At 34.7% G+C, this 26119-nt stretch carries 18 protein-coding genes; 6 read left to right on the top strand and 12 right to left on the bottom strand.

Annotated elements, in window-relative coordinates:
- Positions 1-234: 234 nt before the first annotated feature.
- From gltB to A8B35_RS17480, 3 genes are all read left to right on the top strand, one after another.
- Positions 235-4752, top strand: a complete 4518-nt coding sequence (gltB, locus tag A8B35_RS17490; protein ID WP_245820811.1) for a glutamate synthase large subunit — start codon at positions 235-237, stop codon at positions 4750-4752.
- A 94-nt stretch (positions 4753-4846) separates the two neighbouring features.
- The gene (locus A8B35_RS17485; RefSeq protein WP_068474650.1) at positions 4847-6274 is read left to right on the top strand and encodes a glutamate synthase subunit beta; all 1428 of its coding nucleotides are present in this window, start codon (positions 4847-4849) and stop codon (positions 6272-6274) included.
- A 210-nt stretch (positions 6275-6484) separates the two neighbouring features.
- On the top strand, positions 6485-7693 hold the full coding sequence (locus A8B35_RS17480; protein WP_068474647.1) for a uracil-xanthine permease family protein: 1209 nt from the start codon (positions 6485-6487) through the stop codon (positions 7691-7693).
- Positions 7694-7756: 63 nt separating this feature from the next.
- Here the strand turns inward: A8B35_RS17480 and A8B35_RS17475 are convergent, their stop codons facing one another.
- From A8B35_RS17475 to A8B35_RS17465, 3 genes are all read right to left on the bottom strand, one after another.
- Positions 7757-9790 (bottom strand): TolB family protein, encoded by a 2034-nt coding sequence (locus tag A8B35_RS17475; protein ID WP_068474644.1) that lies wholly within the window; start codon positions 9788-9790, stop codon positions 7757-7759.
- 164 nt (positions 9791-9954) lie between these two features.
- Positions 9955-10650 carry a response regulator transcription factor gene (locus A8B35_RS17470; protein WP_068474641.1) on the bottom strand — a complete coding sequence of 232 codons (696 nt, stop codon included), beginning with the start codon at positions 10648-10650 and terminating at the stop codon, positions 9955-9957.
- Positions 10640-11878, bottom strand: a complete 1239-nt coding sequence (locus tag A8B35_RS17465; RefSeq protein ID WP_139314928.1) for a sensor histidine kinase — start codon at positions 11876-11878, stop codon at positions 10640-10642. The genes A8B35_RS17470 and A8B35_RS17465 overlap by 11 nt, the downstream gene beginning before the upstream one ends.
- Before the next feature lie 149 nt (positions 11879-12027).
- Between A8B35_RS17465 and A8B35_RS17460 the strand changes: the two genes are divergently transcribed.
- Positions 12028-12225, top strand: a complete 198-nt coding sequence (locus tag A8B35_RS17460; RefSeq protein ID WP_068474635.1) for a hypothetical protein — start codon at positions 12028-12030, stop codon at positions 12223-12225.
- A 97-nt stretch (positions 12226-12322) separates the two neighbouring features.
- Positions 12323-14203 carry a histidine kinase gene (locus A8B35_RS17455; RefSeq protein ID WP_068474632.1) on the top strand — a complete coding sequence of 627 codons (1881 nt, stop codon included), beginning with the start codon at positions 12323-12325 and terminating at the stop codon, positions 14201-14203.
- 13 nt (positions 14204-14216) lie between these two features.
- On the opposite strand, the gene A8B35_RS17450 is transcribed toward A8B35_RS17455, so the two are convergent.
- The 6 genes from A8B35_RS17450 to cysS form a co-directional block, all read right to left on the bottom strand.
- Positions 14217-14849: a ribonuclease H1 domain-containing protein gene (locus A8B35_RS17450; RefSeq protein WP_068474629.1), complete on the bottom strand. Its 633-nt coding sequence runs from the start codon at positions 14847-14849 to the stop codon at positions 14217-14219.
- A 3-nt stretch (positions 14850-14852) separates the two neighbouring features.
- Positions 14853-15452, bottom strand: coding sequence for a MarC family protein (locus A8B35_RS17445; protein ID WP_068474626.1), 600 nt, complete (start codon positions 15450-15452; stop codon positions 14853-14855).
- 144 nt (positions 15453-15596) lie between these two features.
- The gene (locus tag A8B35_RS17440) at positions 15597-17750 is read right to left on the bottom strand and encodes a S46 family peptidase (RefSeq protein ID WP_068474889.1); all 2154 of its coding nucleotides are present in this window, start codon (positions 17748-17750) and stop codon (positions 15597-15599) included.
- A gap of 164 nt (positions 17751-17914) precedes the next feature.
- Positions 17915-18523 carry a ribonuclease HII gene (locus A8B35_RS17435; RefSeq protein WP_068474623.1) on the bottom strand — a complete coding sequence of 203 codons (609 nt, stop codon included), beginning with the start codon at positions 18521-18523 and terminating at the stop codon, positions 17915-17917.
- Between the two features lie 6 nt (positions 18524-18529).
- Positions 18530-19525, bottom strand: coding sequence for a M28 family peptidase (locus A8B35_RS17430; protein ID WP_068474620.1), 996 nt, complete (start codon positions 19523-19525; stop codon positions 18530-18532).
- Positions 19526-19556: 31 nt separating this feature from the next.
- A complete protein-coding gene (gene cysS / locus A8B35_RS17425) occupies positions 19557-21032 on the bottom strand; it encodes a cysteine--tRNA ligase (protein WP_068474618.1) in 1476 nt (491 codons plus the stop codon).
- Positions 21033-21247: 215 nt separating this feature from the next.
- Between cysS and A8B35_RS17420 the strand changes: the two genes are divergently transcribed.
- Positions 21248-22600: a GAF domain-containing sensor histidine kinase gene (locus A8B35_RS17420; protein ID WP_068474616.1), complete on the top strand. Its 1353-nt coding sequence runs from the start codon at positions 21248-21250 to the stop codon at positions 22598-22600.
- Here the strand turns inward: A8B35_RS17420 and A8B35_RS17415 are convergent.
- The 3 genes from A8B35_RS17415 to hisC all read right to left on the bottom strand — a co-directional run bounded on the left by A8B35_RS17415 (position 22584) and on the right by hisC (position 26118).
- On the bottom strand, positions 22584-23804 hold the full coding sequence (locus tag A8B35_RS17415) for an alanine dehydrogenase (protein WP_068474613.1): 1221 nt from the start codon (positions 23802-23804) through the stop codon (positions 22584-22586). The two genes, A8B35_RS17420 and A8B35_RS17415, sit on opposite strands and share 17 nt — an antisense overlap.
- Before the next feature lie 132 nt (positions 23805-23936).
- On the bottom strand, positions 23937-25070 hold the full coding sequence (gene hisB, locus A8B35_RS17410) for a bifunctional histidinol-phosphatase/imidazoleglycerol-phosphate dehydratase HisB (protein ID WP_068474610.1): 1134 nt from the start codon (positions 25068-25070) through the stop codon (positions 23937-23939).
- 10 nt (positions 25071-25080) lie between these two features.
- Entirely contained in the window at positions 25081-26118 is a 1038-nt protein-coding gene (gene hisC / locus A8B35_RS17405) for a histidinol-phosphate transaminase (protein ID WP_068474607.1), read from the bottom strand.
- Between the last annotated feature and the right edge of the window lies 1 nt (position 26119).

The following is a 26119-nucleotide window of genomic DNA, read 5'->3' as shown; positions in this document are numbered from 1 at the left end:
AATATTGCTCATTTTTTGATGCTTAGGAATCCCTTCTTCTTGGAAAATATAATTAAAAACGCTATTTTTGCTTCCGTTTTCGAAGTAAATGAGTTGAAAAAATAATAATTGTTAGGCGCGTAATTGTATGTTTGTTACAATATGTAGTTATGAATGATCTGATAGTTAGCTAGATTGAGCACTTTACCGGAAGTGTAATAATCAGAAATATTCCTTCTTTATTAATATATGAATATGATGTATAATAAATATCCTAAAGCAGTGGGGTTGTATGATCCTGCTAACGAGCATGAGAACTGTGGTATTGGGTTTGTTGCTAATATTAAAGGTAAGGCATCGCATGATATAGTGCAACGTGGTCTTGAAGTATTAGTTAACATGACACACAGGGGTGCAGAAAGCTCTGATAATAAATCGGGTGATGGTGCTGGTATATTCCTTCAAGTTCCTGACGAGTTTTGTCGTTCATTAGGTTTCGAACTACCAGAGGCTGGTAAATACGGTACTGGGTTAGTTTTCTTACCAGAAGAAGATCGTGAAGCTTTACTTTGTCAGGATGAGTTAAATAAAAACTTATTAGATGAGGGCCTTGAGTTAATTGGCTATAGAGATGTACCTGTTGATAGTAGTGTAATAGGCGAGATAGCTAAACGTACAGAGCCACGTATTCGCCAGATATTAGTAAAAGGAAAATACGAACAAGATAAGTTAGAGCGTAAATTATTTATAGCGCGTAAGGTAACTGAGCGAACAATAAGAAATTCAGATCTTAAAGCAAAAGACGCCTTTTACTTACCAAGTTTATCTAGTAAGGTGATGATTTATAAAGGAATGTTAACTCCTGCTCAGGTAGGCGAATATTTCCTTGATTTACAAAATCCTGTATTTAAAAGTGCTATAGCATTGGCTCACTCTCGCTTTAGTACAAATACATTCCCTCGCTGGGATCTTGCTCAGCCGTTCCGTATTATGGCTCACAATGGTGAAATTAATACTATTAAGGGTAACCGTTTGTGGATGCAGGCTCGTGAATCATTATTAAAGTCTGATTTATTTGGTGAAGATTTAGATAAATTATTCCCTGTTGTTGCTCCTGATATGAGTGACTCAGCTTCTCTTGATAATGTATTAGAGTTTTTAGTTTTAACTGGGCGCTCTTTACCTCAAGCATTAAGTATGCTTATTCCAGAGTCGTGGAATGATAAAAATCCAATTCCAAAAAGTTTAAAAGCCTATTACGAGTATCACTCAACAATTATGGAGCCATGGGATGGTCCGGCTTCTATTGTTTTCTCTGATGGTCGTTATATTGGTGGTACTTTAGATAGAAATGGTTTACGTCCTTCACGTTATGTTATTACTAAAAATGATATGATAGTGATGGGTTCTGAGGTTGGTGTTCAAACGTTCCCTGCTGAGGAGATTAAAGAAAAAGGCCGTTTAAAGCCAGGTAAATTATTATTAGTAGATACGAAATTGGGAATTATCATTCCTGATGAAGAAATAAAAGAAGAACTTGCTCACAAGCATCCTTTCGAAAACTGGTTAAAAGAAAACCGTATTCGTTTAAAGGATATTGAAGTAAAGCAAAGAGTTAAGTCTTCAATTGAAGGTTACGAGTCTTATTTAAAGACTTTCGGATATTCAAGAGAAGATGTTACATCATTGATTGGTCCAATGGCTAAAGCCGGAATGGAACCGACCACTTCAATGGGTAATGATACACCAATTGCGGCAATGTCTGAAAAGCCACAGCGTTTATTCAACTATTTCCGTCAATTGTTTGCTCAGGTTACTAATCCTCCGATTGATCCAATCCGTGAAGGACTAGTTATGGCATTGACCAATTATATTGGTTCAGCCTCAAAAAATATTTTAGAATACAGTCCTGATCACTGTCGCTTAATTAAGTTCGAGAGTCCACTAGTAACGAATACCGATTTAGGTAAAATTAAAGATTATCATCGCGAAGAGTTTACTCACGTTACTATTCCAATGTTATATAAAGCTTCAGAAGGTGGAGCTGGCATGGAGAAAGTTATAGATGAAATGTGTGCAGCTGCAGAAAAAGCAGTGGATGATGAGAATAATTTTATTATCCTTTCGGATAGAAATATCAGTCCTGATCAAGCGCCAGTACCATCGTTATTAGCTACTGCTGCGGTTCACCATCACTTAATTAAAAAGCAGAAGCGTATGCAAATTGGTCTTATCGTTGAAACCGGTGAGGCTCGAGAAGTAATGCACTTTGCTTTATTATTAGGATATGGTGCTAGTGTAATTAATCCTTATGTTGCTTTTGCTGCTATTGATGATTTAGTGAAGAAGGACGAAATTGATATGGAATACGGCGTTGCTCGTGAGAACTATATCAAAGCTGTTGATAAAGGATTAATGAAGATTATGTCTAAAATGGGAATCTCTACTTTACGTAGTTACCATGGTGGACAAATTTTTGAGGCAGTAGGTATCTCTGATAAATTAGTTGAAAAATATTTTACTGGTACATCATCAAAAATAGGTGGTGTTGGTTTCGAAGAAATTGCTCGTGAAACTCAAATGTATCACGAAAGTGCATTTAAAGAAACCACTGATGCTGATTTATTAAATAGTACAGGACAATATGCTTACCGTAAATATGGTGAAAAGCATGGTTGGAATCCTGAAACGGTAGGTTTATTACAATGGGCTACTCGTAATGGGGATTATTCTAAATTTAAAGAATTTAGTAAAACTGTAAACGCAGATAATCAGAATCCTTTATTCTTAAGAGGATTCTTGAAATTAAAAGATAGAAAGCCAATCGATATCAACGAAGTTGAGCCAATAAAAAATATCACCAAACGTTTTGTGACTGGTGCTATGAGTTATGGTTCTATTTCAAAAGAAGCTCACCAAGCATTAGCGCTTGCGATGAACGAAGTTGGTGGTAAAAGTAATACGGGTGAAGGTGGTGAAGATGCTGAGCGTTTTAAATCTCCTGCACGTAGTTCTATCAAACAAGTTGCTTCAGGTCGTTTTGGTGTTACAAGTAACTATTTAACAAATGCTGATGAGCTTCAAATTAAAGTTGCTCAGGGTGCTAAGCCAGGTGAAGGTGGTCAGTTGCCAGGATTTAAGGTAGATAAGATTATTGCTAAGTTGAGAAACTCAACGCCAGGAATTACACTTATTTCTCCACCTCCTCACCATGATATATATTCTATTGAGGATTTAGCACAATTAATATACGATTTAAAATGTACTAACCCTCAGGCTCAAATTAGTGTAAAACTTGTTTCTGAGTCAGGTGTAGGTACTATTGCTGCTGGTGTTGCAAAAGCGCATGCTGATCGTATTATTATTGCAGGTACCGAAGGTGGTACAGGAGCTTCTCCAACAAGTTCAGTAAAACATGCAGGTATGCCAGTTGAAATCGGTTTAGCCGAAACGCAACAAACACTTGTGATGAACAACCTACGTGGTAGGGTTATGTTACAAACAGATGGTCAGTTAAAAACTGGATTAGATGTTGTAAAAACTGCCATTTTAGGTGCTGAAGAATTTGGTTTCGCAACTTCTGCCTTAATTACTTTAGGTTGTATTATGATGCGTAAGTGTCACTTAAATACATGTCCTGCAGGTATTGCTACTCAAAATGAAGATTTACGTAAACGATTCATCGGTAAATATAAGTTCACAGTTAACTACATGAACTTTATTGCAGAAGAGGTTAGAGAAATTTTAGCAGAGCTAGGTTTCAAATCTCTTGATGAGGTAGTAGGACGTACTGACTTATTAGAGCAAGATCCAACAGTTGGTAACTGGAAGACTTCAGGTATCGATATGAGTAAATTATTACATTTCCCTGAGGAAGGTAAAATATATCCGTTACATAATACATCAACACAAGATCACGGAATTGATGAAATTATGGATTGGCAGTTGATTGAAGATGCACAACCTGCATTATTGAATCAACAAAAAGTTTGGGTTGCTAAAACAATTACAAACCTTGATCGTGCTACAGGTTCTACTCTTTCAGGAGAGGTTAGTAAGCGTTACGGTGAAGAAGGATTACCAAAGAATACAATCAATTGTAAATTTGATGGATCTGCCGGACAAAGTTTTGGTGCTTTCCTTGCAAAAGGTGTGGCATTTAAATTAGAAGGTGATGCAAATGATTATCTAGGTAAAGGTTTATCAGGTGGTAAAATTGTTGTAGTTCCACCAACTGGTTCAACGTTTAAACCTGAAGAGAACATCATAATTGGTAATACTGTATTATACGGAGCAACTGAGGGTAATGTTTATGTACGTGGTGTAGCAGGTGAGCGATTTTGTGTGCGTAATTCAGGAGCTCTTGCTGTAGTTGAGGGTGTTGGTGATCACTGTTGTGAGTATATGACAGGTGGTAGAGTTGTTGTTATCGGTAAAACCGGGCGTAATTTTGCTGCAGGTATGAGTGGTGGAATTGCCTATGTACTTGATGAAGGTGGTAACTTTGATTATTTCTGTAATAAAGGATTAGTTGAGCTATCTCCAGTTGAAGATGCTGCCGATATTCAAGAATTACAGTTCTTATTAAACAAGCACTTATTACACACCAATAGTGAGAAAGCGCAAGATATTCTTGTAAACTGGAATAAGTACTTACCTAAGTTCGTTAAGGTGATTCCTTTCGAATATAAGAAGGTTCTTCAAGAGGAGAAAGTAAAAGAGCTAGAGCGTAAGCTTCAAGCTTCTGAAGATGCTCCATATGTTAACGAATAATTATAAATAGTCTTTTAATAAAGAGGGAAGTTCTAAGTAAGTTGGTACTGTAAGGTACCAACCCTTAGACATTCTTAACAAAAAATATAAAGTTATGGGTAATCCTAAAGGTTTCATGGAAGTTGGTCGCAAAGAGAGTGGCTACCGTCCAATTAGTGAGCGAGTAGATGATTACGGTGAGGTAGAACAAACATTGAACGAAGGTGATAGAGTATTACAAGCATCAAGATGTATGGATTGTGGTATTCCTTTTTGTCACTGGGCTTGTCCGGTAGGAAGTAAAATTCCAGAGTGGCAAGATGCGATATATAAAGGTGAGTGGAAACTTGCCAGCGATATTCTTCATTCAACAAATAGCTTCCCAGAATTTACAGGACGTATCTGTCCTAATCCATGTGAGAAATCATGTGTTTTAGCAATTCATGATGAGGCAGTTACTATTAGAGAAAACGAAGCTTCTGTAGTAGAGAAGGCATTTGCTGAGGGTTATATACAACCAAGAATTCCGGTAAAAAGAACTGGAAAAAAAGTTGCAATAATCGGAGGTGGACCTGCTGGTTTATCAGCAGCTGATCGCTTAAATCAAATGGGGCATACAGTTACGGTTTTTGAAAAAGATGAAGCGGTAGGAGGATTATTAAGATTTGGTATTCCAGATTTTAAACTTAACAAGAAGGTAATTGATCGTAGAATCGACATCTTTGAAAAGGAAGGTATTATCATTAAAACTAACCAATATGTTGGTTTTGATGTTAAAGGCGCACAACTTTTAAAGGATTTTGATGCAGTTGTTTTAGCAATTGGAGCAATGCAACCAAGAGACCTACCGGTTGAAGGAAGAGAGTTAAAAGGAGTTCACTTTGCGATGGAGTTCTTAACTCAACAAAATAGAGTAAACCGTGGTCAAAAGTTTGCTGCAAAAGATAGAATTGACGTAAAAGGTAAAAACGTCTTAGTTATTGGTGGTGGTGATACTGGTTCTGATTGTGTTGGTACATCAAACCGTCAGAAGGCGAAGAGTGTTACTCAAATTGAGATTCTTCCAAAACCTCCAGTTAAGCGTGCCGATGAAAATCCATGGCCTTATTGGCCAACAACGCTTAAAACTTCATCTTCTCACAGCGAAGGTTGTGATCGCCAATGGAGCTTAAGTACTAAGCGTTTTATTGGTCAAGGTGGTGCTCTTAAGCAAGTAGAACTTGTTGAAGTAGAGTGGTCAAAAGATGAAAACGGTGGATGGAAGATGAATGAAAAAGCAGGTTCTGAGAAAATTGTTGATGTGGACCACGTTTTTCTTTCAATGGGATTTGTTCATGCAATTCATGAAGGTTTAGTAAAAGAAATTGGTGTAGATACTGATCAAAGAGGAAACCTTAAAATTGATGGTAATTATCAAACTTCGGTTGATAAGGTGTTTGCTGCAGGTGACTCACATAATGGAGCGAGTTTGGTTGTAACAGCCATCCAAAAAGGGAAGGAAGCTGCGATAAACGTGGATAATTTCCTTATGGAAAAAGAATAAGTTAAAATTGAAATAAAGTTAGAAAGGTGGATTTCCAATGGGAAATTCACCTTTTCTTGTTTTATGTTTATCTTAATATAGATTGATCAATTTGTTTCAGTAAGATTGTGGATGTAAAGAGTTAGTAGTGTTTGTGTTAAAGTATCAGGTGTTGGCTTACTGGTAAAATGTGTATATTTGCGCCATTCAATCAGAAAAAAAACAAATAACATGAATCAACAAACAGATTTATCAAACGGACGTCAAATTATTATTGGTGTTCAGTTTCTCTTTGTGGCTTTTGGTGCCACAGTATTAGTGCCACTATTAGTAGGAATCGATCCATCAATAGCCTTATTCTCAGCGGGTGTTGGTACACTTATTTTTCATTTTATAACTAAAGGAAAAGTACCTGTATTTTTAGGTAGTAGTTTTGCATTTATTGCCCCAATAACTGCAGCTACAGCAGAGTTTGGCTGGACTGGAACCTTAGGTGGTATTGTTGCTGTTGGAGTTGTTTATTCAATAATGTCTTTTGTTATAAAGTGGAGGGGTGTTAACTTTATAAAAAGAATATTCCCATCAGTTGTTGTAGGTCCTGTAATTATGGCTATAGGTTTGTCGTTGGCTTCGGTTGGAGTTGATATGGCTTCAAGTAATTGGATTATAGCGAGCATCTCTTTGCTTTCAGCAATAATTGCAGTTGTTTATTTTAAAGGAATACTACGATTAATACCTGTTTTTATAGGTATAGTTATTGGTTATCTCACATCAATTGCTTTGGGTGCGGTTGATTTTAGTACAATTACCAATGCTCAGTGGTTTGAGTTGCCTGCATTTCAAATGCCAACTTTCAATATCGAAGCAATTATTTATATGATACCTGTTGCAATAGCTCCGTTAATTGAGCATGTTGGAGATATCTATGCAATTGGAGCAGTTGCCGAAAAGGATTTTATTAAGGACCCTGGTTTAGACAGAACAATGCTTGGAGATGGTGTTGCCACTAGTTTAGCCGGACTTTTAGGTAGTGTGCCAAATACTACTTATTCTGAGGTTACAGGTGCAATAGAATTAACCAAGGTTACTAACCCGCGTGTACTTAGAATTACTGCTATAGCTGCTATTGTATTTTCAGTTGTAGGAAAAATTAGTGGTTTCTTAAAATCAATACCAACAGCCGTTTTAGGTGGTATTATGTTATTGCTTTTTGGGATGATCGCAAGTGTGGGTATAAAAACCTTAACAGAGTCAAAGGCTGATTTCCATAAAACGCGTAATATGGTTATTGTATCAGTAATATTAACTATAGGTATTGGTGGAGCTTCTATCAATTTTGGTTCCTTTTCATTGGCAGGTATTGGTTTAGCATCTGTAGTGGGTGTTATTCTTAATTTAATACTACCTGGTAAATCAAAGGAAGTGCATATGGATAAGTAATATCTTATATAACATTTATCAAAAACGCTTAACGTACATATATGTTAAGCGTTTTTTGTAAGACTATTTTGTTACTCTTAATGAGTATACATCTTTATTTGGGCGTACCCATAAATCTGTAAAATATCCACTTTTAAGGAGCTTGTTTTTCATAGCCTTTGTTTCGGATAGTGTTGTAAAGTGGCCTATTGTATATCGGGTATATCCATCATTACAATTGTGTTCTTTTACATTTTTAATTCCTTTGCTTGCAAATAAGCTAAAGTCTTTGATACGTTTAAGTTTCAGTGCATATACTTGTATTGTATACCCATTAACTTCTTCTGAGCTCTTTATCTTTTCAGTTTCTGATACATTAGAGTTATCTACAATAATCGGTTTGTTTTGCTGTTTAGAGTATGATTCTGCTAGTGGAAGTGTCTTGTGATCAATAATCTCTAATTCATCTATAATAGGAGTTGGGATTATCATTGGCTCTAATTCTCTTTTCAGTGGAGCTGCCATTGCTATGTCTACAAACGGAACCGAATGTTTTGTTTTCATATAGCTTAATTCTTCGGTGGCATTTATATATTTTGTAATCTCCTCAGAATTATTCTCTTCAGTAATTGAATATTGATCACCAACTTCTAGAAATAGCATATATTTGCCATCCTCTTCATCTGGGCGGTATTCTCCAATTAGTTTATTGTCTTCAGTTCTTGTTACTAAAACACGCGTCTTGCTATAGTCCTCTCCTAAACTAGAATCAATAACACCCTCAACAACTGCTAATTCAGTGTTTGAATTGTGTTTAAACTTAACAACATATATATCAGAGCCACCATAATTATCGCTAAAGCGTGATGATGCATAATATGCTCTGCTTTTATTTATAGTTGGAGTAAAAAAGAAATCATCGTCTGGTGTATTAATAGGGTAACCCATATTAACTGGGATGCTCCACTCTTCATCATCTTGCTTTTCACTATAAAAAACATCTAACTTACCCATTGAATTATGTCCCTCTGATGAAAAGTATAAGGTTTTGCCATCATAATGAATTTGCGGTGTTTCTTCATCATATTCCGAGTTTATCTGAGGTCCTAAATTTCTAGGTTCGCTCCAACCACCACTTTCTAGTCTGTTACAAACATATATATCTAAGCCTCCATAACCATTTGGCCTGTCGCTTGTGAAATAAAATGAATTCATGTCGGAAGACAAAGAACCATGCGTTTCTTCGTAGTGACTATTTATTGGTTCTGGGAACTTCTCAGGATGTGTCCATTCTGTTCCATCGTACTTTGACCAATATAGGCTTTTACCATGTTCATCATTTCTAAATAGTACAATCTTTCTGCCATCAGGAGAGATTGAAGCGGCGGATTCATGTTCGTAGTGCTTAAAAAACATGGATAATAGTTTAGCCGATTCCCAATTATTCTTGTCCAATGAAACAGAATAAATTTTTTCTGCAAACTGGCCATCTTCAAGTAACGGAAGTTTAATCCATTTCCTACGGGAGGTGAATATTAGTTCTTTTTCATCAACAGCTACTAACGGGCTATGATCGTCGTAAATAGAATTAATATTACTGCCAAGGTTAATTATCTCAATCTCAATTGGATTTTGAATAAAAAAGGAGGCGTTATTACAAACACTAATTTCTTTTGAGATGTATAATCTAGTTAGCGAATCTAACTCACTGCTTGAGTTGATAATTTCGTTATAAAGAGAAATTGCCTTGTTGGGTTCAAGCATTACTTGGTGGGCTTCAGCTAGCGATAAACGGAGCTCGTTACCAACATAACCTCTGTTTTCACTTTCGGTTAATTTGCTAAGGCCATCTTTAAAACAAATAACTGCAGTGTCTGCTCCATTCGAGGTGTTAAGGTAGCACAAGCCCATATTGTACAGGGCATCTATGTGCATTGAATCTATGCTAAGTATTTGTTTGAAATTGTATATGGCTTCATTATAATTTGCATATTCAGCAAATTCCATGGCCTCCTCAAATAACTTATTTGTTGACTTCTTTATCTTTTGTGCAAAAGTAATTGTGCTTATGAGCAAAAGAAAAAAGCATACAATATTTTTATTGAAAAACTTATTCATTCTATTTCATATGAGTTCACTTTTGGGAAAGGTATTAGGTAATTAAATGCCTAATATTAGAGGTTTACGAACTAAGTTAATATAAAGTTGTGATTAACAGCATCTTTTATTGCAAAAGATAATGAAGAGTTAAAAAGATTAGATTAATGATATGATATTTATGATTAATTGTTTTGAGGAGCATTTAAAATAAAACCAACTTTGGGTATATTATCAATACTAACATTGCTGTCTTTCTTTAGGTACTTTCGGAGTTTAGCTATAAAAACATCTAAACTTCTGCCATTAAAATAATCGTTATCACCCCAAATATCTATCAGGATGTTATCGCGCTTAACAACGTTATTTATGTTTTTAGCTAACTGATAAAGTACATCACTTTCTTTTTGAGTTAACCGTTTTTGGTCTTCCTCATGGTGTAAATGTAAGTTTTTTACGTCGAATGTGTAGCTTCCTATTTCTATCGGATCATTAGTTTGTTCCTCTATATTCTGAGTACATCTTTTTAAAATCGATTGAATTCGACAGAGTAATTCATCCTCATCAAATGGTTTGATAATATAATCATCAATACCGATATCGAAACCTTTAAGTTTATCTTGCTTTAGTACTTTGGCAGTTAGAAATACAATTGGAATTGAGTCATTAGTCTTACGAATGTTCTCAGCTAAGGTAAATCCATCCATTTCTGGTAGCATTACATCTAATAAACAAAAATCATATTCAGATTTATAAAATGCATCAAGACCCTTTTTACCGGTTTTGTATAGGTCAACTTTAAAGTTATTTGATTGTAAAAAATCGACCAGCAAAAAACCCATGCTTTCGTCATCTTCAACTAATAGGATGTTAGTTCTCATTTGTGATGTTTGCTAGTTTAAATGTAAGTTTAAAAGTAACTCCTTCGCAATTATTATTAGTAACAGATATACTTCCGTTATGTTTTTCAACTACTTCCTTTACAAAAGCTAACCCGATTCCGAATCCTTTTATATCATGAATGTTGCCTGTGGGGACTCTATAGTATTTTTCAAATATTGAATTTAGTTCCTTGTTGGGTATACCAATACCATTGTCTCTAATGTAAAATGTTAACTCGCTATGGTTTGAGATTGTTGATAGTTCGATTTTAGGCTTATTGTTGTTATACTTTAATGCGTTATCCATAAGGTTAGAGATTACTAACTTAATCAGTTTAACATCACCAATAATTGTATCGGCTTTGTCAGTTAACTTTAGTATTAATTCTCCATCCTTATTCTTTATAGGAATCTTAAATCCTTCAGTGCAATCTAATAATACATTATTAAAAGAAAAGTTCTGGGAGTTTTTAGGATCAATATTAGTTATGCCTTGTATATCAACAATGTGACACTCCATTCTTTCAGCCTCATTTTTAATGAGATCAACGTATTTATTTAGTTTAGCATCTTCAGTTTTCTTTTTTACTAGGTTTGATGCAAATTTTATATTGGCTATGGGAGTGTGGAACTCATGAATCATATTATCAATAAAAAATGAGGTGCTTTCTAACATTGATTTCTCTTTCGAGTACATCCTATATGAAACATAAAAGGAAATCATTAATAAAATGATACTTGCAATGGATATATAAAACAAGGTTCCCATTTGCGCATAAACAAACTTACTTGAATCAGGAAATTGTATTAATAGCTTAATACCATTTTGTTCTAATAATCCATTTAATGATTGCTCATAGCAGGTCATGTTTAAGTTACGCTCTTTGTTATCTTCGTTGTTTAGCTCAAAAGTATAGTCTAAGTTAATTTTATGAAGTGATAAATTAGAACTGATTATGCTATCAACTTTTTGAAAGTTAACCGAACGTACCTCTGATGAGCATTTATGGCCACAAACATATTTGTTCATGTTGCTGCAAGTTTTTGCTGCCCGAGCTATCTCATCTCTCGATTCTTTAAGTGCCATTACTACTCTGTGGTTAAAGTTTCGAGCCTCAATTTTACTCGCCTTTACCATAAAGAGTACTTGAATAACTATTAGTGTTAATAGTATTATAAAGGTAGAAATACCCAACACCAGATGTTTATTTAGTTGTTTATTGCTCAATTGTATAATGTTTTATTTGAGACAAAAATAAAGAATTAAAGGTTCTTTTTTATACATTTAACAAGTTGTTAACAGCCGTTGGAATATTATTGTCATAAATTGCAGTCAGTAGAAAAGAAATAATTTAATCACTCAATTAATATTTTATTATGAAAAAGAAATTAGCAGTATCGTTTTTATTTATGTTTATGGTTGCTTTAGCCGCACCTGTAATGGCTACAGAAATGATTCAAGAGCCTGTAAAGACTGAGAAAAAAGAAGAGAAGAAGTGCGACAAAGAATGTAAAAAGGATTGTTGCAAAAAAGAATGCACTAAAGAGAAAAAAGAGTGTTGTAAGAAAAAGTAATCACTTGTTTAAAGTGAGTTATAAAGCCATCTTTATTTATAAAGATGGCTTTTTTATGTTTAAAAGGTTATTTTTGCTCCTAAATAATCGCTAATTTATGAGACTACTTATTGCAATGGCTATTTTCTTAATTTCAAATAGTCTTTATTCAATTAATACTACAGATAGTATTTATCAAATTGCAGAAGAACTTATTGATTCTGAAAATCTTGAAGAACTGCATGAGTTAGCATTTAGTTTGAGATCTAAGCAGTCTGAGTTGGCAGAGGATTTATCCAAAAAGCTCATTGCGAATGCAGGAGAGTCAATAAAATATAAAGGCTTGGGTTATCACGATTTAGGAGAAGCCTTATTCTATCAAGAAAGATACCATGATTCACAAGAAAACTTTTTAATTGCATTGGAGTATTTTGAGCAAGCTTCTAATAAGAAGATGATTGCCAAATGTTATAATGATGTTGGTACTATAAAGTTAAGGTTAGGAGTATATGGTGATGCTTATGAATATACAGAAAAGGCGCTGCAAATGCATGTTGAGTTGTGTGATACCTTATCACAAGGAAAAGATTACCTAAACATGGGGGTTATATTCAATTGCAATAGCAAATTAGAAATGGAAGCTGAATGTTACAATAAAGCTTTAGCTATATTTAACGAACTAAATGATAGTACGAGAGCGGCAGATATTTCAATTAATTTAGCACTTACTCAGGTAGAGCTTAAGAAATATGACGAAGCTAAAGCTTCAAACTTATTTGCTCTTGACTTATACAAAAATCTAAACAATCGAAGTAGAATTGCCACTATTTATACAAATTTGGGATATCTGCACATTAGTACAAAAGAGTATAATAAGAGTAGGGTATATTTTGATGATGCGATATCTATTTTTAAAGATATCAACGAAAAGTTTGGTTTAATCCATGCTTTACAAGGTAGGGGCGATTTGTATGTGATTGAAGGTGATAAGGCGAAAGCCATTGAAACTTATTTAAAATGTGAAGAAGTTAATGATGGCATTGGTTTATTGCATGTTCAGGTTCTGAATCTTAAAGCTCTATCAGATACATATAAAAGTATGAATGATTTTGAGAATGCTTTACGTGTTTCTGAAAAATACCACATTATAAATGATAGTATTTTTAGTAAAGAAAGTAGAGATAAGTTTTTAGAGTTGGATAAAAAATATGAAAGAGATAAAAATCGTAATGAAATTGAGGTTCTAAAATCTAAGAACCGATTCTATTATATAATTCTCATAGCTGTAATATCAATATTAACACTAGGAATTATATTGGTTTATTTTAGATTTAGATATAGGAGGTTGCGCAATAAAGAGAGGTTGCTGCAGTTGGAACAGAAAGTGTTACGCACCCAAATGAATCCACATTTCATATTTAACTCACTGTCGGCTATACAATGTTATATATTGGATAATAAAGCAATTGATGCCGTTGATTTTCTTGCTGATTTTGCGGGTTTGATGCGTATGGTTCTGGAGTACTCGCGGGAAGAATATATAACCTTAAAACAAGAGTATGATTTGTTGCAATACTATTTATCATTGCAGAATAAGCGTTTTGGAGAACGGATTAATTATACAATTGAAATTGAAGAGGAACTAAAAAATTCAAACTATAAAATACCACCAATGTTGGCGCAGCCATTTATAGAGAATTCTTTCGAACATGGAGAGCTTAATAAAATGGAAAATGGTTTAATTGAAGTTAGTTTTAGAAAGTATAGTCACGGACAAATTAAGTTAGTTGTTGAAGATAATGGTGTAGGAGTCAACTCAAGTAAGGGAACAGATAAAGGGCATAAATCATTAGCCACATCAATAACTAAAGAACGATTGAAAATTATAAATAAAACCAATCTGTTAACAAAATTACATTTGAAGGTTGAAGACCGTTCTGTAAGTGGCAAACAGGGAACAAAGGTTGAGTTTACGATTCCAGCATTTAGTTCAAACTAAATGCTAATTCTATTTATTTTCTGCCAAAGTCGGCAGGAATTTCGCCCCAATTCTTAGTATCCCACTTTAAAATATCCTGTTTGTAGGTGTTTTTCTTGAGCCATTCTTCAGCACGTTTAATTACTTCAAACAGGTCTTTTGTTTTAGCATCAAGCGGTAACTTCGATCTACATTTTTTTGCTTTTACCCATCCCATAGCAATTTTAGAATCGGTATAAATGGGAAGATTCATCTTTTGCTGCTTTTGGTAGGCTAAGCCATGTACTATTGCTAAAAATTCACCAATATTATTTGTTCCTAAAGGAAATTTTTTGATAAATATTTGAGTTCCTGAAGCTGTATAGACACCCTGATACTCCATTACACCAGGGTTTCCACTACATGCTGCATCAACAGAAATGCTGTTTGCAATAATATCATCATTAAAAGAGTCGGCTAAAAATGAAACGCTTTCTGACTTAGATTTTTTACCCCAATATTTCTCAGGATCATCGTTAAAAGCATATTCTGCTTCACTTAATGTTGGAAAACCTTTATAGCGAACATTACTTACCCCTTTAATATTTACCTGACATTCGTCCCAACTAGTATAAATGCCAGGTGAATCACCATTCCATACAACGTAATACTTATTCTTTTTAGCCATTAATTAACCTTTAAGCGCAGGTAAAAACTGAGTGATTAGATTGGCAAAGTTAGTTAAGAAAAGTCGGATAGCCATAGCGAGTAAAATAATTCCAAAGAACTTTTGAAGTACATAAACGCCCCCTTCACCAATTAGCTTTTCAACCTTCCCTGTTGATCTTAAAACTAAATACACCACAATTATATTTAGAGTTAAAGCTATTAATATGTTAATTGTATCAAACTCAGATCTTAAAGATAATATTGTCGTAAATGAGCCTGCGCCTGCAACTAAGGGAAAGGCAATAGGAACAATACTTGCACCACTCGGAGAATCGTGTTTGAAAATATGGATGCCAAATATCATTTCAAAAGCCATTACTAACAATACAAATGAACCAGCAATAGCAAAAGAAGAGATGTCTACACCAAACAATCCTAGTAAGGGTTCTCCTACAAAGAAGAAAACTACAAGAATGACATATGAATAAATAGCTGCTTCTCTGGCATTAATTTTATTGCCTTTTTTCTTTAGGTCTAGAATTAAAGGAATAGAGCCTAAAATATCAATAACTGCAAAAAGTACGATAAAGGCCGAAACGATTTGTAAAAAGTTAATTTGCATTGTTTTATGATTTAAGTTGTTTGCAAAAGTAGTAATTAAGTACAATGAATCACTAAATAGAAATATGATTTTAGTTGGATATTGAGCACAAAAAAAGGCTGTCTCTGAGGAGACAGCCTTGTGATGAAATCTTATATAATTAGATTACTTAACAAGTGTCATCTCTTCAATTAAGTTGGTTGCACCAGCGTATTTATCAATTACAAATAATACGTAACGGATATCAACGTTTATACATTTCTGTAATTCTGTTTCAAATGCGATGTCCCCACTCATAGCTTCCCAGTTACCATCAAATGCTAAACCGAATAACTCACCGTTTGCATTTATAACCGGACTTCCAGAGTTACCTCCAGTAATGTCATTATTTGTAGTAAAGCAAACATGTAAAGAACCATCCTTATCAGCATACTGACCATAATCTTTTGTTTCGTATAATTCTTTTAATTTTGCAGGTACTTCAAACTCATAGTTTCCTGGCTGCTCTTTTTCCATTACACCCTCAAGTGTAGTAAAGTGCTTATAAATAACGGCATCTTTTGGTTCGTAATTTCCAACTTTACCGTAGCTTAAACGCATTGTAAAATTAGCATCAGAATAATAAACTTTATCAGGATTCATTGCCATTAGTCCCTTAAGGAAAAGACGATTATTTCTATCCTCAACCTCGTTATATTGTGTTAGTCCTCCTTGAATTTCTTTATATTTCTCGATTGCAGAAACTGCAGCAATGTAAACAGGATCTTTCTGAAGAACTTTTAAAGAAGGTTTTGCCAAAAAGGTTTCAAATTTCTCCTGAGATGTGAAAACAGATTTTTTAAATACAACGTTGGCATAAGCTGTAAAGTCGTTTTTGTATTTCTTAGCAACTACATCGTTGTAAAACGAAGGGTAAAACTGTGCATCAATATAATCATGATAAAGCTTTAACATTGTTGCAAACACCTTTTGATCTAGATTAACATTGTAATCTTTGTAAAAAGCTTCTAAGCTTGCTTTAATGCTATTGGTAATTTCAGAAACTTTTTCTTCGTTACCTTCTTCTAATGCATCTGCTAAGCGCGATGTTTTTGTACCTAAGCTAATTATCTCAGTACCTCTAAACATACACTCAATCATATAATATTGAGCCTTAAGATTAGTTGCTCTTTTCGAATAAGCGTTTTCAAGTTCACTTAAAACAGATCCGTAAAGTTCTTTTCTTTCGTCAGATTCGTTTATCCATGCAGCAAATTCGGCTTCAATTTCTCTTTTGCTATCAATTACCTTAAGCTTTTTTAAGCCACGGTTCATACCTATGGAGTTTTTCCAATAGTTTGTACTTCGGCTATATTTTGAGGCATATTGAATGTTTGTTTTTTCGTCGGCCATCATGGCTTCGTGCCATAATTCTTGTTTTGCACCGCGAGGAATAATACGTGAATCATTCACAATATTCATTCTTTCCTCAATTCCCCATGATGTTAAATAACGATTTGTACTTCCAGGGAATCCAATAGTCATTGCAAAATCGTCCATTTCAACTCCTTTAAGCGAAACAGGTAGGTGATGTACTGGTTTTAAGGGTACATTATCTTCAGAGTATTCTGCAGGGTTCCCATCTTTATCAGCATAAACTCTAAACATACTGAAGTCACCAGTATGACGAGGCCACATCCAGTTGTCGGTATCAAAACCAAATTTACCAATTGATGATGGAGGAGCTCCCACAAAACGAACATCAGTATATTTTTGGTAGGCAATAATGAAGTATTGGTTCCCTTCGAGGTAACTTTGAACTGTAATAGTTAACTTATTATCTTTAGAAGCTTCTTCAATAAGTGCCTTTTTATTCTCAGCAATTATTTTGTTACGCTCGCCTTCTTCCATAGCATCAGTTGTACCTTCTAATACTTTTTCGGTAACATCATTCATGTATTTAAGGAAAGTAACAGCAAGGCCTTTAGAAGGTAATTCTTCCTCTAATGACTTTGCCCAAAAACCATCTTTTAGGTAATTGTGATCTACAGAACTCAATGCCTGGATATTTCCATATCCACAGTGGTGGTTGGTAAGAATTAATCCTTTATCTGAAATTAACTCACCTGTACATCCGCCTCCAAAAATAACTACGGCATCCTTTAAACTTGAGTTATTAATGCTATAAATATCTTCAGCAGAAAGCTTAAGACCCATGTCATTCATTTGGTTGACGTTTAACTTCGAAATTAAAGGAAGAAGCCACATCCCCTCGTCAGCTTTAACGCTTCCTGAAAAGGCGATTAAAGCAGCGACAATTAACATTGTAATTTTTCTCATCATCTTTGTTTTATAATGCTCTTGAACGAGTCACACTCAAGGCATGTTGTATTGGATATTAATGTTTTCTGTTATGAACCCTCTATTTACTTAAGGGAATTGCAAAATAAAGTACAATTTTGAGCTAAAACAATGATAATAACCCAATTTGTTGCACGTAAAAACTATAATTGTAGGGAAAGTTGTGTATCAATAAGCTTAAAGCTTTTACGGTGTAATGGAGTTTCTCCGAACTTTATTAATGCCAATTTGTGTTCTTTTGTTGGATATCCTTTATTTTTTGACCACCCGTAATTTGGATATTCATCAGCATATTTTTGCATTAATTCATCCCTATGTGTTTTTGCCAATATACTAGCAGCTGCGATTGACCTGTATTTACCATCGCCTTTTATAATGCAAGTATGGGGGATTGTTTTATGTGCTTTAAATCGGTTGCCATCAATTAGTAAATGTTCAGGCGTTATAGCTAATTCATCAGCTGCTCTTTTCATTCCTGTTATTGATGCGTTTAATACGTTTATTTTATCTACTTCTTTATTATCAACAAAGGATACAGCCCAAGCGATAGCTTCCTTTTCAATAATTGGACGTAAAATGTTTCGCTGTTTTTCGCTTAGTTTTTTTGAGTCGTTTAATAGCGGATGATTAAAATTTGGAGGTAAAATAACAGCGGCCGCAACAACAGGGCCAGCTAAACATCCTCTTCCAGCTTCATCACAGCCTGCTTCAATTAAATCTTTATTAAGGTACGAAGCTAGTTTGCCACTCATTATTGATTAATTTTCGTTAAATATTACCTCTAGTACAGTTTGTCCTACTGCTTTTAGGGTATTTCTATCCACATTTTCCATAGTGTCGTCGTGTGTATGCCAATAGCTTCCAAAGTTACTATCAGTACTAGGATCGTGTTGGATAATATCTATACAAGGAATGTTTAAATACTTATTCACATATACATGATCGTCGGTAATCATTCCACCCTTTTCATATACAAAATAATTACCATAGCCTAATGCCTCAGCTGTTTTCCATACTTTTTTAACCACACGAGGTGCAAATTGTAAAGAATATAATTCGCGATTAAATGTTGCATTTGGCGCACCAACCATATCGAGTAATATTCCGTATTGTGCGTAATAATTTTCTTTATGAGGATTTTTACCCCAATATTGAGAGCCCAAACACCAGGTGTCAGCCTTGTATTGTGCTCCTTCAAAGTCTGGAGTTCCATAATCTTCGGCATCAAAGAAGATAATATCTATTCCAATTGGAAGATCTTTATTTTGAAGATTACGAGCAATTTCTAATAATACTCCTACTCCGCTAGCCCCATCGTTTGCTCCTAATATGGGTTGTTTCTGTTTCGATTTGTCTTCATCATGATCGGCGAACGGACGAGTATCCCAATGTGCAAAAAGTAAAATCCGGTTGTTTAATTCGGGTTTATACTGGCCAATGATATTTTTCGCATTTAGTAATGTATTATCAAAAGCTCTAACTTCAGCTTCTTGCACAATCACATCGGCACCAAAGGAAGTTAACTTCTCAGATAAGTAGTTTGCACAGGCAATATGTTCTGCAGTGTTCGGTACTCGCGGACCAAAATCTACCTGAGTTTGAACAAATGAAAAGGCTGAATCAGCATTAAAATGAGGAACATCAATTTTAGTGAGGTTCTTTTTTTTAGCTGAACTCGATGTTTTAGCTTTTGTACTATTGTTAGCACAAGCTAGTGATACAATCACTATAAAAATAAAGGCAATATTCCTCATTGTGAATTTTAATTAAATTAAGCTGTGGTTATTAATTATTTTCCCAAACGGCTCCGTCTTTTCCATCTTTAATACTGATGCCAATGTTTGCTAATTCATCACGTATTTTATCAGCGGTACCCCAATCTTTATTAGATTTTGCATCGGCACGTAATTTAATGATTAGTTGCATTACATCATCTATTTTAGAGTCACCTGAGTTTTCACTTCCTCCAAATTCGTTTTCTAAGCCTAAAATGTCAAAACAAACAGTGTTCATAAATAGCTTAAGCTCGCTAAGGTCATCGTTTGAAATGGTGTTATTGCCAGCTAGTATGTTATTAATAACTTTAACAGTATCGAATAAGTAAGATATTGCGATTGGGCTATTTAAATCATCAGCCAAAGCAGTAAAACATTTTTGCTTTAACTCATCAATATTGACATTAGATGTTTCTGAAGCCTCAATATTACCCATATTCTGGATAGCCTCCATTAGGCGTTTTAAGCCTTTTTCTGATGCCTGAAGTGCACTATTACTAAAATCAAGTGTACTGCGATAATGTGCCTGCAAAATAAAGAAACGAATAGTCATAGGACTATATGCTTGCTCTAATTTAGGATGAGAACCTGCAAATAATTCTTCAAGAGTGATGAAATTACCTAGTGATTTACCCATCTTTTGTCCATCAATGGTTATCATATTATTGTGCATCCAGTAATTCGCAGGAGCTTTACCATTATCAATGGTGCTTTGAGCAATCTCACATTCGTGATGCGGAAATAGTAAATCCATTCCACCGCCATGAATATCAAACTGTTCGCCTAAATATTTTTTACTCATTGCAGAACATTCTAGGTGCCATCCTGGAAATCCATCACTCCATTTAGATGGCCAACGCATAATGTGTTCAGGTGCTGCTTTCTTCCATAAAGCAAAATCAGCAGGACATCTTTTTTCCGATTGCCCATCTAAATCACGTGTATTACTTAAAAGGTCTTCAAGTTTTCTGCCAGATAATATGCCATATGGATGATCATTGTTATACTTTTCAACATCAAAGTAAACAGAACCTTGGCTTTCGTAGGCATACCCTTTCTCAATAATAGAGTTAATCACCTCTTGTTGTTCGATAATATGGCCCGAGGCTCGTGGCTCAATACTTGGGCTATTCACATTAAGCATCTGCATATAATCGTGATAGCGCTCGGTATAGTAGTGCACAACTTCCATAGGTTCAAGCTGCTCGAGTTGTGCCTTTTTTGCAATTTTATCTTCACCTTCGTCTCCATCGCTTTCCAAGTGGCCAACATCCGTAATGTTTCTTACATATCTAACCTTATAATCTTGATGTTTCAGAAAGCGAGTTAGAAGATCAAAAGTGATAGCAGGCCTTGAATGACCTAGATGTGGATCCCCATAAACAGTAGGACCACAAACATATAGTCCAACATGATTGTCTATTAGGGGTTTAAACTCTTCTTTTGATCTACTTAAAGTATTATATATAAATAATGGAATTGGCATTATGTTAATTTTAAAGATGACATGAGGCACAAAATTACAAAAATCTAATCAATAGTGAATTGCTTGCTAATTTATTATTGATATCGTTTTAATTATATCTTCTTCAATTAGCTAATTAAAGTATAAAAAAGATCGCTTCGTCAAAAATGAAATGACTTTAACCAACCTTTTTGCTTAATTGCGTATACCGGATATAAGTTAAAAAACGTAATATTTTGAAGCACGATATTATACAAAGTAGTATAGCAAATAACCTGACAGACTTTTTAAGTTGGGAAGATTGCCTGTACGAACTTTTTAGTCCGGAGTCTAATATAAAAGGGGAAGCTTTTTTTGCTAATTCAGTACTAATGTTGAATAAGTTTATAGGAGCTGATTATACTTTTATTGGAGTTTTTAATAAAGAGGATAGACGTGTTGAAAAGGTTGCCTTCTGTAATAAGTTTGAAAACCTAGGGAACTATTCGTATAACTTTGATAATGCCCCATGTGCTGAGGTTTTAAATAATTCTTGCGTTTTAATTAACGATTACGTTCAGTTATCGTACCCTAATCATACAAAGTTTTTAGAGCTTGGGATTAAAGCTTATTTTGGAGTTCCCTTGTATAATTCAAAACGTGAAGTGATTGGAGTTTTAGCTTCTTTGTACATTAGTCCTAAAGATACCTCAAAGCGAATAGAATCGCTTATGTATATGTTCTCTTCGCGTATTGGATCAGAGTTAGAGCATGTTGAAAAAGAGCGAGAGTTAAAAAGAAGAAATCTAGAATTGTTAGTTTTTAAGGAAGAATTGATTCGGAAAAATAAGGAATTAGACCAAATCAACAACGACCTTAAAACTATATCAATAAATGTAGAAGAGAGTAATAAATTAAAGACTTCATTTCTTGCTAATCTAAGTCATGAGATTAGAACACCTATGAATTCTATAATTGGGTTTACAGAATTATTGCGTTCTGATAATCTTAGTAATGAGGAAAAGACAGAGTATTTAAATATTGTATATCATAACGGAAATCAATTAATGCGTGTGATGGATGCTTTAATTGATATTTCCAAACTTCAGGCACAAACGATATCTGTTGATAAAGATGAAATATTGATAGAGGAGATGTTGGCTACTTTACAACAGCAGTTTCAGGAGGAAGTTGCGAGTGCATCTAAGTCAATAGAGATTCAAGTCTATATTGATGAAATACCAGAGGAAGAAAAACTCGTAACTTATAAAGAGGCGATATATAAGTCTTTAGAGCATTTAATTGAAAATGCCGTTAAATTCACCAATAAAGGAACTATCAGAATAGGCTATACTAAACTGGAGGATTCATTTGAATTTTTTGTTGAGGACACAGGTATAGGTATTGAGAAAGGTAAAGAAAAATCAATATTTGAATTATTTAGGCAGGGAGACCTAAATCCTACACGAGAGTTTGGTGGAACAGGTATTGGACTTGCTATTGTTAGTAAATATGCAGAAATGCTGAATGGGCAAGTATGGGCCGAATCGGGTAAGGAAAATGGTGCTTTGTTTAAAATGTCTATTCCTAGAGTTAAAACGCAGCCATAAGTAACCCTATATCTTTTGATGGTAATGAGAATAATTCTCCCATATAGTGATTTGTTAATATGCCTTTGTAAATATATAAGCCATCACTAATTCCCGGATTTTCTTTTATAATCTTATCTACACTTCCAGCCTCTGCAACATCAAGTATAATTCTTGAGAATATATTACTGAGAGCAATAGTAGCTGTTCTTGAAACATGTGATGCAACATTAGGTACACAATAGTGCGTAACCCCATGTTTTTTAAATACGGGATGTGAAAAATCAGTACACATGGAGGTTTCAAAACAACCTCCTTGTCCCATGCTTAGGTCTATAAGCACAGAACCTGGTTTCATTTGCATAACCTGTTCTTCAGTAACCATATATTTTATGCCTGATTGCAAATACCTAAGGTTGCCAATAACAACCTCTGCCGTTTTTAAGGCTTTGGTTAATACCTTTGGAGATAGAACTGATGTAAACACTTTTTGTCCGATGTTCAATTCTAATTCTCGCAGGCTTTTAAAAGAATTATCAAATACCTTAACGGTTGCTCCTAAGCCTATTGCAGCTCTAGCAGCATTTTCGCCTGCCATGCCTGCTCCAAGGATAACAACCTCCGCAGGAGCAATGCCCGTTATACCTCCTAAAAATACCCCTTTACCATTATGTGCCTTGCTTAAATATTCACTGGCTATCATAATAGATGTATAACCTTCAATTTCACTCATAATTCGTAAAACCGGATAGCATCTATTCTCATCTCTAATCAGCTCAAAACCTATAGCATTTACTTTTTTTGCCATGAGTTTGAGCATACAATCACGCGACTGTTGTTGCACTTGAACTAATGAAATTATAGTTTGGCATTTTTTTACCAAGCTGACTTCATCAGGTGTTAGTGGAGATACTTTAAGTAATATTTCACATTCAAAAACTTCATCATGAGATTTAACTATGCTTGCGCCTGATTCAGCAAATTGTTGATCGGTGTAATTGCAAGGTGCACCTGCTCCTGATTCAAATAAAATGGTATGTCCATTTTCAGCTAATAACTCAACACCTTGTGGAGTTAAAGCTAGCCTATTTTCAAATTTTGATAATTCTTTAGGTATCCCAATTGTTAACTTTTTCTGAGTATGTTTTACCTCAAGCATTTCTTCTTGTGGTAGAAGAGAGGTATGAAAAAGTGGGAAATCTGAATTGCCAATTGAACTTGCCATTTCTTATCAGGATTATGAGATAATTAATGGTGTAAGGTAGTAAAATATGGCTGAGTTAACAAACTCCCTATGGGTTAAAGATAGCGATCTTAGTAATACAATATTACTAAGATCGCCCTTTTGATTTAAATCTTATAAAGTCCCTTTAGTTGAGGGAAGTGTATTGTTAAAAATATCTTTTCTGATGGCCATTTTTATAGCTCTAGCTAAAGCTTTAAAGATGCCTTCTATTTTATGATGTTCATTATCTCCATCGGCTTCAATGCGCAAATTAGAAAGAGAAGCATCAGAAAAGCTTTTAAAGAAATGAAGGAACATCTCTGTTGGCATGTCACCTACCTTCTCTCTTTTGAACTCTACATCCCAAATGAGCCAGGGTCTACCACCAAAATCTAACGCTACTAATGCTTTGCAATCATCCATTGGCAGACAAAATCCGTAACGTTCAATTCCTCTTTTATCGCCTAATGCATCCTTAAAAGCCTGACCGAGTGCCAAGGCTGTATCTTCAATAGTATGGTGCTCATCAATGTGTAAATCTCCTTTTACTTTGATACTTAAATCACAGCTTGCATGTTTGCCTATTTGTTCAAGCATATGATCAAAGAAGTTCAGGCCTGTTGATATATCACATTTACCTGTTCCATCTAAGTTGAGTTTAATATCGATATCGGTTTCAGATGTAGTGCGCTTTACTTGTGCAGTGCGTTCTTTAGCAAAGAGGAATGCACATATTTTGTCCCAATCATCAGAAATCAGCCCACAACTGTCATTGAGGTTGGCTTCTTTTATTTTTTCAGCATTACCTTCCGGAGCAATAAAAATACCCTTAGCGCCAAGGTTTTGTGCTAAGATAATATCCGTAATTCTATCTCCAATTACAAAGGAGTTTTTAAGATCATATTCCTCTTTATTAAAATACTTTGTAAGTAGTCCGGTTTCAGGTTTACGCGTTGGAGCATTATCCTCAGGGAAAGATTTATCAATGAAAATTTCATCAAATATAATACCTTCTCCTTTGAGTGTTTTAAGCATTTTATTTTGTGCAGGCCAGAATGTATCTTCAGGGAATGAATCAGTTCCTAAGCCATCTTGATTGGTGACCATCACTAATTCAAAATCGAGCTTATCAGCAATTTTTTGTAAGTTAGAAATTGCTTTAGGGTAGAACTCTAATTTTTCCAAGCTGTCCACCTGAAAGTCAACAGGAGGTTCGTTAATTATCGTTCCGTCTCTATCTATGAAAAGTACTCTCTTTAAACTCATAAGTTTCTTTTTAGCTGCTGTATTTCTTTAAAGCATCAAGTAACGATGCATTTTCGCTTTCTGATCCGATGGTTATTCTTAAACATCCTTCGCAAAGTGATACGGTTGATCTGTTTCTGATAATGATTCCTTGTCCAACTAAAAAATCATAAATGGCTAAAGGTTTCTCTGTTTTAATTAACAGGTAATTGGCGTCAGAAGGGTATATCTTTTCAACAAAAGAAAACTGGCTAAGATTCTCTTTTAAGATTTCTTTTTCATTATTTAAAATGTTCACCCACTCGTCTTTGGCTTCAGGATTTTGTAATAAATCAAAGGCCTTTTGTTGCGTAAGAATATTAATGTTGTATGGGTATTTGATGTGATTAAACACACTCACAATTTTTGGCGATGCGAAAGCCATTCCTAAGCGAATACCTGCCATACCCCAAGCTTTACTAAAAGTTTGCAGGATAATTAAATTAGGATATTTACTCAGTTCTGGTAAAAAGCTTTTTTCTGGAACAAAATCAATGTAGGCTTCATCTAAAATGGTGATTCCATTAAATTCATTGAGGATTCTTTCAATATCCTTTTTCTTAAAACTATTCCCTGTTGGATTGTTGGGCGAGCAAATGAAAAGTAATTTAGTATTTGAATCTGTAGCCTTTAATAATGCATCAACATCTAACTCAAATTCAGAAGTTAGTTTCACTTTTCTTACTGCAATATTATTGATGTCGGCAGCCACTTGATACATGCCATATGTTGGATCAATAGATACTATATTATCAACTCCAGGTTCGCAAAAAGCACGGAAAGATAAATCGATAGGTTCATCGCTTCCATTGCCCAAAAATAGAGAATCACTTGCGATGTTTTTAAGCTCTGCTATTTTGGCTTTCAACTTGCGTTGATAGGGATCAGGATATCTATTGTAAGGGTCATTAAACGGATTTTCATTGGCATCTAAAAAGATGGCCTCTGCACCGCTGTATTCATCGCGTGCGGATGAATATGGTTTAAGCGATTTTATATTTGGTCGAACCAACTGTTCTAGTGTTCTCATG

It is taken from the genome of Saccharicrinis aurantiacus (genome assembly GCF_001660705.2).
In the GTDB taxonomy this organism is placed as follows: domain Bacteria; phylum Bacteroidota; class Bacteroidia; order Bacteroidales; family Marinilabiliaceae; genus Saccharicrinis; species Saccharicrinis aurantiacus.
This window is presented reverse-complemented; position numbering and strand designations above follow the sequence as displayed.

Coding starts and splice junctions, on each gene's coding strand:
- A8B35_RS17440 (WP_068474889.1), bottom strand. CDS start 17,750: ATGAGAAAAATTACAATGTTAATTGTCGCTGCTTTAATCGCCTTTTCA.
- A8B35_RS17470 (WP_068474641.1), bottom strand. CDS start 10,650: ATGAGAACTAACATCCTATTAGTTGAAGATGACGAAAGCATGGGTTTT.
- A8B35_RS17485 (WP_068474650.1), top strand. CDS start 4,847: ATGGGTAATCCTAAAGGTTTCATGGAAGTTGGTCGCAAAGAGAGTGGC.
- A8B35_RS17455 (WP_068474632.1), top strand. CDS start 12,323: ATGAGACTACTTATTGCAATGGCTATTTTCTTAATTTCAAATAGTCTT.
- A8B35_RS17415 (WP_068474613.1), bottom strand. CDS start 23,804: ATGGCAAGTTCAATTGGCAATTCAGATTTCCCACTTTTTCATACCTCT.
- A8B35_RS17460 (WP_068474635.1), top strand. CDS start 12,028: ATGAAAAAGAAATTAGCAGTATCGTTTTTATTTATGTTTATGGTTGCT.
- hisB (WP_068474610.1), bottom strand. CDS start 25,070: ATGAGTTTAAAGAGAGTACTTTTCATAGATAGAGACGGAACGATAATT.
- cysS (WP_068474618.1), bottom strand. CDS start 21,032: ATGCCAATTCCATTATTTATATATAATACTTTAAGTAGATCAAAAGAA.
- gltB (WP_245820811.1), top strand. CDS start 235: ATGATGTATAATAAATATCCTAAAGCAGTGGGGTTGTATGATCCTGCT.
- A8B35_RS17435 (WP_068474623.1), bottom strand. CDS start 18,523: ATGAGTGGCAAACTAGCTTCGTACCTTAATAAAGATTTAATTGAAGCA.
- A8B35_RS17475 (WP_068474644.1), bottom strand. CDS start 9,790: ATGAATAAGTTTTTCAATAAAAATATTGTATGCTTTTTTCTTTTGCTC.
- A8B35_RS17450 (WP_068474629.1), bottom strand. CDS start 14,849: ATGGCTAAAAAGAATAAGTATTACGTTGTATGGAATGGTGATTCACCT.
- A8B35_RS17480 (WP_068474647.1), top strand. CDS start 6,485: ATGAATCAACAAACAGATTTATCAAACGGACGTCAAATTATTATTGGT.
- A8B35_RS17430 (WP_068474620.1), bottom strand. CDS start 19,525: ATGAGGAATATTGCCTTTATTTTTATAGTGATTGTATCACTAGCTTGT.
- hisC (WP_068474607.1), bottom strand. CDS start 26,118: ATGAGAACACTAGAACAGTTGGTTCGACCAAATATAAAATCGCTTAAA.
- A8B35_RS17445 (WP_068474626.1), bottom strand. CDS start 15,452: ATGCAAATTAACTTTTTACAAATCGTTTCGGCCTTTATCGTACTTTTT.